Origin of the sequence: Parasynechococcus sp. (assembly GCF_042954245.1) — a bacterium.
In the GTDB taxonomy this organism is placed as follows: Bacteria; Cyanobacteriota; Cyanobacteriia; order PCC-6307; family Cyanobiaceae; genus Parasynechococcus.
In genome coordinates, this window is the sequence record NZ_JBGKDP010000217.1 from 1 (window position 1) to 8,771 (window position 8,771).

The 8,771-nt window shown below is 59.8% G+C and carries 9 protein-coding genes and 1 pseudogene; 6 read left to right on the forward strand and 4 right to left on the reverse strand.

From position 1 onward, the window contains the following. The 5 genes and pseudogenes from fusA to ACGVJ8_RS09810 form a co-directional block, all read left to right on the forward strand. Nucleotides 1-850 (forward strand): annotated as a pseudogene (fusA, locus tag ACGVJ8_RS09790) (elongation factor G); the annotation flags it as partial. A gap of 44 nt (nucleotides 851-894) precedes the next feature. Continuing rightward, nucleotides 895-2,094, forward strand: coding sequence for an elongation factor Tu (gene tuf / locus ACGVJ8_RS09795; RefSeq protein WP_392347646.1), 1,200 nt, complete (start codon nucleotides 895-897; stop codon nucleotides 2,092-2,094). Between the two features lie 122 nt (nucleotides 2,095-2,216). Continuing rightward, entirely contained in the window at nucleotides 2,217-2,537 is a 321-nt protein-coding gene (gene rpsJ, locus ACGVJ8_RS09800) for a 30S ribosomal protein S10 (RefSeq protein WP_011363346.1), read from the forward strand. 56 nt (nucleotides 2,538-2,593) lie between these two features. After that, on the forward strand, nucleotides 2,594-3,229 hold the full coding sequence (locus ACGVJ8_RS09805) for an LON peptidase substrate-binding domain-containing protein (protein ID WP_392347647.1): 636 nt from the start codon (nucleotides 2,594-2,596) through the stop codon (nucleotides 3,227-3,229). Then, nucleotides 3,229-4,161, forward strand: a complete 933-nt coding sequence (locus ACGVJ8_RS09810) for a methyltransferase domain-containing protein (RefSeq protein WP_392347649.1) — start codon at nucleotides 3,229-3,231, stop codon at nucleotides 4,159-4,161. The genes ACGVJ8_RS09805 and ACGVJ8_RS09810 overlap by 1 nt, the downstream gene beginning before the upstream one ends. Nucleotides 4,162-4,181: 20 nt before the next feature. Here the strand turns inward: ACGVJ8_RS09810 and pheA are convergent, their stop codons facing one another. Further along, complete coding sequence (pheA, locus tag ACGVJ8_RS09815) at nucleotides 4,182-5,024, reverse strand: prephenate dehydratase (RefSeq protein WP_392347651.1); 843 nt, start codon at nucleotides 5,022-5,024, stop codon at nucleotides 4,182-4,184. A 31-nt stretch (nucleotides 5,025-5,055) separates the two neighbouring features. On the opposite strand from pheA, the gene ACGVJ8_RS09820 reads away from it, so the two are divergent. After that, on the forward strand, nucleotides 5,056-5,652 hold the full coding sequence (locus ACGVJ8_RS09820; protein WP_392347653.1) for a DUF1997 domain-containing protein: 597 nt from the start codon (nucleotides 5,056-5,058) through the stop codon (nucleotides 5,650-5,652). Here the strand turns inward: ACGVJ8_RS09820 and ACGVJ8_RS09825 are convergent. The 3 genes from ACGVJ8_RS09825 to ACGVJ8_RS09835 form a co-directional block, all read right to left on the reverse strand. Then, the gene (locus ACGVJ8_RS09825; RefSeq protein WP_392347655.1) at nucleotides 5,599-6,198 is read right to left on the reverse strand and encodes a ribonuclease HII; all 600 of its coding nucleotides are present in this window, start codon (nucleotides 6,196-6,198) and stop codon (nucleotides 5,599-5,601) included. The two genes, ACGVJ8_RS09820 and ACGVJ8_RS09825, sit on opposite strands and share 54 nt — an antisense overlap. Before the next feature lie 5 nt (nucleotides 6,199-6,203). Then, nucleotides 6,204-8,144, reverse strand: a complete 1,941-nt coding sequence (locus ACGVJ8_RS09830) for an Rne/Rng family ribonuclease (RefSeq protein WP_392347657.1) — start codon at nucleotides 8,142-8,144, stop codon at nucleotides 6,204-6,206. A 258-nt stretch (nucleotides 8,145-8,402) separates the two neighbouring features. Further along, on the reverse strand, nucleotides 8,403-8,771 hold a 369-nt coding region (locus ACGVJ8_RS09835; protein ID WP_392347659.1), incomplete at its 5' end, for a DUF2344 domain-containing protein.

Here is an 8,771-nt window from a genome sequence, read left to right on the forward strand (position 1 = left end):
GGAGCCCAAGACCAAGGGCGACATGGAGAAGCTCTCCAAGGCCCTTGTTGCTCTGGCTGAAGAGGATCCCACCTTCCGCGTCAACACCGATGCCGAGACCGGTCAGACCGTGATCGCCGGCATGGGCGAACTCCACCTGGAAATCCTGGTGGACCGCATGCTGCGCGAGTTCAAGGTGGAAGCTAACATCGGAGCACCTCAGGTCTCTTACCGCGAAACCATCCGTGGTTCCGCAGGTGGCGAAGGTAAGTTCTCCCGTCAGACCGGCGGTAAGGGCCAGTACGGCCACGTTGTGATCGAAATGGAACCAGGTGAGCCCGGCTCCGGCTTTGAGTTCGTCAACAAGATCGTGGGCGGTGTCGTTCCGAAGGAATATATTAAGCCCGCCGAGCAGGGCATGAAGGAGACCTGCGAATCTGGTGTGATCGCCGGATACCCCCTCATCGATGTGAAGTGCACCTTGGTGCATGGCTCCTATCATGACGTCGACTCTTCGGAGATGGCGTTCAAGATCGCCGGATCCATGGCCTTCAAGGACGGCGTCAAGAAGTGCAGTCCTGTGCTGCTTGAGCCGATGATGAAAGTCGAGGTCGAAGTTCCCGAGGATTTCCTTGGTTCGATCATCGGCGACCTGTCCTCCCGTCGAGGTCAAGTTGAGGGCCAGTCCATCGATGACAGCACGTCCAAAATCTCGGCCAAGGTGCCCCTTGCCGAGATGTTCGGTTACGCCACCGAGCTCCGCTCCATGACCCAGGGCCGGGGCATTTTCTCGATGGAATTCGACAATTACGCCGAAGTTCCTCGCAATGTGGCTGAGGCCATCATTTCCAAGAATCAGGGCAATTCCTGATCTCTAAACTCCTCCAATTCCAACCCTCGATTCTTTAAACACCCATGGCACGCGAGAAGTTCGAAAGGAACAAGCCCCACGTCAACATCGGCACCATCGGCCATGTTGACCACGGCAAAACCACCCTCACCGCTGCGATCACCAACGTGCTCGCCAAGAAGGGCCAGGCTGAAGTTCAGAACTACGCCGACATCGACGGAGCCCCTGAAGAGCGTGAGCGTGGTATCACCATCAACACCGCTCACGTTGAGTACGAAACGGAGACCCGTCACTATGCCCACGTGGACTGCCCTGGCCACGCGGACTATGTGAAGAACATGATCACCGGTGCTGCTCAGATGGACGGCGCCATCCTGGTGTGTGCCGCCACCGATGGCCCGATGGCTCAGACCAAGGAGCACATCCTGCTGGCCAAGCAGGTGGGCGTTCCCGCTCTGGTGGTTGCACTGAACAAGTGCGACATGGTCGATGACGAAGAGATTATCGAGCTAGTGGAGATGGAGATCCGCGAACTGCTCTCCAGCTACGACTTCCCCGGCGACGACATCCCCGTGGTTCAGGTCTCCGGCCTGAAGGCAATCGAAGGCGAGGCTGAGTGGGAAGCCAAGATCGAGGAACTGATGGCGGCTGTTGACGCCAGCATTCCTGAGCCTGAGCGGGAAGTGGACAAGCCCTTCCTGATGGCTGTCGAAGACGTCTTCTCCATCACCGGTCGCGGCACCGTGGCCACCGGCCGTATCGAGCGCGGCATCGTCAAGGTCGGCGAAGAGATCGAAATCGTCGGCATCAAGGACACCCGCAAGACCACCGTCACCGGTGTGGAAATGTTCCGCAAGCTGCTCGATGAAGGCATGGCTGGCGACAACGTTGGTCTGCTGCTACGCGGCATCCAGAAGGAAGATATCGAGCGCGGCATGGTGCTCGTGAAGCCCGGTTCCATCACCCCCCACATCAAGTTCGAGGGTCAGGTGTACGTGCTCAAGAAGGAAGAAGGCGGCCGCCACACTCCCTTCTTCGCTGGCTATCGCCCGCAGTTCTACATCCGTACAACGGACGTGACCGGCCAAATCACCGCCTTCACCGCGGAAGACGGTTCCAATGTGGAAATGGTGATGCCTGGTGACAACATCCAGATGACCGGTGAGCTGATCTGCCCCGTCGCCATCGAGCAGGGCATGCGCTTCGCTATTCGCGAAGGCGGCCGCACCATCGGTGCTGGCGTGGTCTCCAAGATCATCGAGTGATCAGCGCAAGCTGAACCACACGGCAGGAGATGGAGGAGCTCAGCCCCCCATCTCCTACATTTCTCAGAACCTCGACAACTGAAGTCCTCCTTCGACCTCGAAGCTTTTTCGCCCCCCTCCTTATGTCCACTGCCATCGCTCAGCAAAAGATCCGCATCCGCCTGAAGGCGTTTGACCGCCGCATGCTGGATCTCTCTTGCGAGAAAATCATTGAAACGGCCGATAACACCGCTGCAACCGCGATCGGTCCGATCCCCCTGCCCACGAAACGCAAGATCTACTGCGTTCTGCGCTCTCCCCACGTGGACAAGGACTCCCGCGAGCACTTCGAAACCCGCACCCACCGTCGGATCATCGACATCTACAGCCCGTCAGCCAAAACCATCGATGCGCTGATGAAGCTTGATCTCCCCAGTGGTGTGGACATCGAAGTGAAGCTCTGATCCGTTCGATCAGAGCTTCATTTTCCTAGGATTCAGTTGCCTACAATACGGCATTCGTGTCCGATCTTTCTGTGAGGGAGCTTCCCCTGTTCCCCCTACCGGACGTCGTGTTGTTCCCGCAGCAGCTCCTGCCGCTGCACATTTTTGAATCGCGTTATCGGATGCTTCTCCAGACGGTTCTGGAGACGGACAAGCGATTCGGCATTGTTCGCATCAACCCTGAGAACGGCGAAATGGCCGAGATCGGTTGCTGCGCTGAGGTGCTTCAGCATCAAACAACTGAAGACGGTCGCAGCTACATCGTTTCGTTGGGCCAACAGCGGTTCCGGCTGCTGAACATCACGCGGGAAACGCCCTACAGAACAGCGATGGTGAGCTGGCTGGAGGATGAGCCTGTAGCCGACACCGACCTGCTCAACAGCCTGCGGGATAAGGTCAGCGAAGCCTTGAGCGACGTCGTTCAGCTAACCAGCAAACTGCAGAATCGAGAGGTGGAATTGCCTGACGATCTGCCTGATTTACCACGGGAGCTCTCCTTCTGGATCGGCGCCCATCTGGATCAGGCGGCCTCGGCGCAACAGAGTCTCCTGGAACTGACCGACACCCACGAACGGTTGAGTCAGCAGTTTGAAATGTTGGATCACACCCGACGCCAATTGGCGGCCCGCACTGTGTTGATGGATCTGAAGTGATGTTGGAATCTCTGCTGGTGATGGCCGGCGCCGTTGGGGCCACCGGAGTTGCGCTGTGGCTTCGCCGCGACCGGAGCTACGAATCGTCGGAGAGTGTCGCCTCCGCCTACGACGCCTGGACAGAAGACCGTTTGTTGGAGCAGCTCTGGGGAGAGCACGTCCATCTCGGCCATTACGGGACCCCGCCCGGCTCCTGCGACTTCCGCGAAGCCAAGGAAGCCTTCGTCCACGAGCTGGTGCGATGGAGCGGTCTAGACCAACTCCCAGCCGGCAGCCGGGTGCTGGATGTGGGATGTGGCATCGGTGGCAGTGCCCGAATCCTGGCGCGGGATTACGGGTTGGACGTTCTCGGCATCAGCATCAGCCCAGCCCAGGTGAAACGAGCGACCCAACTCACTCCATCAGGTCTGACCAGCCGCTTCCAGGTGATGGACGCCTTGGATCTTCAACTGCCCGATCAGAGCTTTGATGCGATCTGGAGTGTAGAGGCTGGCCCACACATGCCGGATAAACAGCGATATGCCGATGAACTGCTGCGGGTACTGCGCCCTGGGGGGCTGCTTGCTGTGGCCGACTGGAACCGCCGCGACCCGTCCGATGGCGGCATGACGCGAACCGAACGCTGGGTGATGCGTCAGCTGCTCAACCAGTGGGTCCACCCTGAATTCGCCAGTATCAAGGGGTTCCGCCAGAACCTCGACAAAAGCGTCCACAACCGTGGTGAGGTCCTCACCGACGACTGGACCCAGGCCACGCTTCCCTCATGGATTGACTCCATCGTCGAGGGCATCCGACGTCCCTGGGCTGTGCTCAGCCTGGGACCCAAAGCGGTCCTTCAAGGCCTGAGAGAAACGCCTACGTTGTTGCTGATGCACTGGGCCTTCGACACCGGCCTGATGCAGTTCGGCGTCTTTCGGATCAGAAAAGACTGATCCTCAACAGCTCTTGATGTTCAGCAGCTGCTGAGATCACTGCTGGGGTAGGCACCGAAATGGGCGAGATGCTCACACAAAGGCTGCAACTGGGCGATCAGATCCGCCAGAGCCGTTGATGGATCCGGCGGAAGATCCACATCCACAAAAAAGACGTATTCCCCCAACTCCCGTTTGGACGGTCGTGATTCAATCCGACTCATGTTCAGGCCCCGCTCAGCCAAACAGGCCAGAGCCTCCAGCAAGGCCCCCGGTGCATTGCGATGCAATGAGAACGCTAGGCTAGCCACATCGCCATGCTCACTGCGCTGCCCACGACGCAACAGCAGAAAACGGGTGCGATTTCCTGCAACATCGTTCACAGGAAACGCCAGCTCATCCAACCCGTGTTCTCGGGCAGCGGCCTGGGAGGCAATCGCAGCACGGAAGGGACTGCCCGCCACCATGCGAGCTGCTTCAGCCGTGGATGAGGTGGGCAGTTGCAATACATCGGGCAGATGCTGCGCCAACCAGCCACTGCACTGGGCCAGGGCCTGCGGGTGGGAGAGCACTTCCGTGATTCTGCTGAGCGGCCCACTCCCCAGTAGAGCGTGCTGAATCGGAAGCACCAAAGCCCTGCGAATACAAAGCTCGGGGTGGGACCACAGCGCATCGAGGGTCGCTGTCACCCCCCCCTCAACCGAGTTCTCAATCGGGACAACAGCTGCATCACACTGCCCTCCCGCCAGCTGTTCCACAATCGATCGAAGCCCGACGCAGGGCACCAGCTGGACATCCTCAAGAGCGTCCTGTTCGATCAACACCCGGGCGGCCTGTTCGCCATAGGTCCCGGCTGGGCCAAGGAATGCGAGACGTGTAGGCATCGAAGCCGCACTGCATGGACTCGATAAGATCATGCCGCGTCAGGCGAAGTCCATGCCCCTGGCCTTCGAAGCCAGTCAAAAGCTTGATCTGCCTGTCAGAACCGAAGCAGAGCGGCTGCCCACTTACCTGCTGGAGGAGGAGCGCGTCCTCGAGGCCTTGCTGGACGCCAAACAGCTCACCCGCCTGCAGCCAGGGCGTTACCGCTATGTGGTGACCAGCCTGCAGGTCTTTCAGCTCTACGTGAAACCCGTGGTGTCCCTCCAGATCCACATAGAAGGCGACACGTTGGTGATGCAGGCCCTCGACTGCGAGCTGGAGGGTTTGGGGGTCGTTGACGACTTCGCCCTGAATCTTGAAGCTCGGCTGACCTCCACACCCAGCGGGCTTCAGGGACATGCCCATCTGTCGGTGAGCGTGAGCCAGCCATCACTGCTCAAGCTGATCCCCAAGCGGGTGTTGGAATCAACGGGCGAATCAATCTTGAGTGGCATCCTCATTAGCATCAAAGCCCGAGTTGGCCAGCAGCTGATCGACGACTACCGCAGCTGGTGTCAGGAGACAGAGGCGCCAAGCTCAACCGAGCAGACGCTTCAAGAACGTTTGCCGATGCAGGGGCGTGGGGCCTGAGGCCATCAGGCTCAGACGATGCTGCGCCGTGCCGTAGCCCGCATGGCGCTCGAGTCCGTAACCAGGGAAGCGAGCCGACAAGCGCCGGATGAGTGCATCCCTGGCCTCCTTGGCCAGAACACTGGCCGCAGCAATGGCCGCTGATCGACTATCGCCTGCGATCACCGTGCGCTGCGGGCCCGGCCACAGCCGAAGGGGAAGATTGCCATCCACCAGCACAAGTCCAGGGATCTGGGGCAGTCTCTGCAGAGCCCGCAACATGGCGCGTTCAGTGGCAACGCGGATGCCGCAGGCGTCAATTTCTCGCGCTGACGCCTGGCCTAAACCGGATGCCACACACAGCGACTGAATCAAGGGAACAAGAGCAGCCCGACGCTTGGCCGACAGTTTTTTGCTGTCGGTCAGCCCTGCCTTAAACAGACATTCGGCCGCTGAGCCCTCGAGCACCACAGCGGCCGCAAAAACAGGACCGAACAAGCAACCGCGACCGACTTCATCCACACCAGCCACGTCCCTCCCGAGAGGGAGGGACTCCTGCGCGATCATCCTCCTCAGACCGTGGCGACAGCCGAGGAGCGACGACGGCGACGGCGAGGCTCCTCAGGCTCAGCTGTTTCCGCCACTGCCACGGGCTCGGGCTCAGCCGGTTCGCTGATGGGGGCCGGTTCTGGTTCGGTGATCATCAGATTGGTCACCGCCTCCAAGGGGGTGATCTCCACCATCAGGGGTGCCGACTCATCCGGGGCGGATGAGGTAACGACAACGGGCGTCTCAGCGGCAGGGTTCGCAGTGGGCTGACTCACCCCATTGCGTGAGCCTGAACGACCGCCCCGTCCGCCGCGACGACGGCGCCGTCCGGAACTGGCCGTCAATTGTTGACGTGCCGCCTCCAGCACCTCCTGCTCGTCCTCACCAGGACGCACAACCCTGACCACGACGTTGTCGGATGCAGGGGGCTCCTCCAACAACAGGGAAGGGTTCAACCCCAGCCAACCAAACAACTGCTGTTGCTCGTCCGTCATGGGGACGGCAACCAATTCAGGGTCCTGACGACGGGCAGTCGCGAGCTCCTGAGCCTCTTGGGTCGACACCTCAGGGGCAGTGGTGTCGGACGTCTCGACCGGAAGGACGAAATCCTGACCGCCACGCCCTCGACCACCGCGCCGCCTCCGGCCATTCCCACCGTTCTCTCCAGGCGAAACAACTTCAGCGCGGGCAGAGGCCGCCGAGCGCACCAATCCCGTGGCCGTCGCCAGAGGTTGAAGCAGGTCTTTGCCAGGGAGAACGGCCACATGGCCCAGACCACCACAGCTGGGACATGCCCGGCCGAAGAGTTCGTAGATGTTCTGCCCTTGACGCTTGCGGGTGAGTTCCACCAGGCCCAGTTCACTGAGCTGCGCGATCTGAGGGCGAGCTGAGTCGTCACGGACGGCTGTCGTGAAATGCTCCAGCAGCTGGAGCTGATCACGACGGCAATCCATATCGATGAAGTCGATGATGATCACCCCACCGATGTTGCGAAGCTTGAGTTGTCGAGCGATTTCGATCGCCGCCTCACAGTTGGTCCACAGCACGGTTTCGCGCACATTGGCCGATCGTGTGAACGAGCCCGAGTTCACATCGATCACCGTGAGTGCTTCGGTGGGCTCGATGATCACGTAACCACCGGACGGCAGATCAACCCGCGGCTTCAGCGCATCGCGGATGGCGGCATTGACCTTGTAGTGCTCCAGCAACTCGATGGGTTCACTGTGCGATTCCACCAGCACATGGCTGGCTTCAGCACCAAGGAAACTGCTAACACGGCCCACAGCGGCGGCATCGTCCACCACAACCCGGGCCAGATCCGGGCCCATGTGGTCCCGCAGAATCCGATGGATGAAGTCTTCATCACGGTTGAGCAGCACAGGGGGTGCAGCTGTTTCAGCGGCTTGCTGAATCGCCTCCCACTGGCGCAACAAGGATTCCAGATCCTCAATCAGCAAGTCTTCGCTGATGCCGTCGGCTTCCGTACGGATCAGCAGGCCAGCTCCAGGCGGCTTGATCAGAACACCCAGGGCACGCAATCGGTTCCGTTCTGCATCGGAACTGATGCGCCGGGAGATACTGACCCCCTGGCCATGGGGCTGAAGCACCAGGTAGCGACCTGGCAGAGCAAGATTTCCCGTCAACCGTGGGCCCTTGGTACCGGTCGGTTCTTTCATCACTTGAACTAGAACCTTTTGGCGAGGCTCCAGAAGTTCAGTGATCCCAGCCGAACCTTTCTTCAGACGCAGCGGCCCAAGATCGGTGACATGAATGAACCCGTTTTTCTCACTCTCACCAATATTGACAAAGGCAGCATCAATACCTGGCAGAACATTTTCAACCGTTCCTAAATAGACATCTCCGATCTGATAACGACCCTGCGCGACGATCAGTTCATCAACACGTTCATCGGTCAGCACTGCTGCGATGCGCAGCTGCTCCGCGATGACAATTTGCTGGGGCATAAGAGAACTGGTTGAGCCCGATTGAGGGCCAAATCCGTTGAGGAACCTGCCGGTTCTCCCTCACGGGTTGATGGAAAGATCTGAGCTGGTCAGCAAGGCCAAAAGGTTGCGGAGCAAAAACTCCTATGACTCAGGCTTGGGGGTTCCAAAAAAGACCGCCATGCAAGCCGTGATAGTGGACCTCGATATCCGTGTTGGATCAGACAGGACCGGAACAAGGTTGGTCCTGACGGACGAAACATCTGTTCTCTAACCAAGCTAGCACTGTGCACTGAGGAGCAGGGCCTCTCGCGCCAAGCGTTGCACCTGCAAGGGCTGGCCAACGGTCTCGGCAAGCCAGTGCTGAATCTGAGCAGGGCGCAAGCTTCGGCCCATCTCATCCACCGCTGCTTCCAAGCGAAGCCGAACGGATCCATTGGCGTTCTGATCCGTCACGTGCAGCGCCTTCAACGCGGGGCGGCAATCCCGCTCCCGGGGGCGGCCCTTCTTATCGGTGTCGTGCCACACCAAGGTTGTGGCCTGCAGGAGCTGATCCACCGCCGCAGTCCAATCCAATGGCATCGAGGCCTGCGCCTCCGGCACGAGATCAAAACACCAAACAGCGCCCTTCAGTTCTTGCGAGAGGCT

What these genes read in the sequence shown, in the direction of transcription:
- ACGVJ8_RS09830 (WP_392347657.1), bottom strand. Translation starts at nt 8,144, where the DNA reads ATGCCCCAGCAAATTGTCATCGCGGAGCAGCTGCGCATCGCAGCAGTG.
- ACGVJ8_RS09825 (WP_392347655.1), bottom strand. Translation starts at nt 6,198, where the DNA reads ATGATCGCGCAGGAGTCCCTCCCTCTCGGGAGGGACGTGGCTGGTGTG.
- ACGVJ8_RS09810 (WP_392347649.1), top strand. Translation starts at nt 3,229, where the DNA reads ATGTTGGAATCTCTGCTGGTGATGGCCGGCGCCGTTGGGGCCACCGGA.
- pheA (WP_392347651.1), bottom strand. Translation starts at nt 5,024, where the DNA reads ATGCCTACACGTCTCGCATTCCTTGGCCCAGCCGGGACCTATGGCGAA.
- rpsJ (WP_011363346.1), top strand. Translation starts at nt 2,217, where the DNA reads ATGTCCACTGCCATCGCTCAGCAAAAGATCCGCATCCGCCTGAAGGCG.
- ACGVJ8_RS09820 (WP_392347653.1), top strand. Translation starts at nt 5,056, where the DNA reads ATGCCGCGTCAGGCGAAGTCCATGCCCCTGGCCTTCGAAGCCAGTCAA.
- tuf (WP_392347646.1), top strand. Translation starts at nt 895, where the DNA reads ATGGCACGCGAGAAGTTCGAAAGGAACAAGCCCCACGTCAACATCGGC.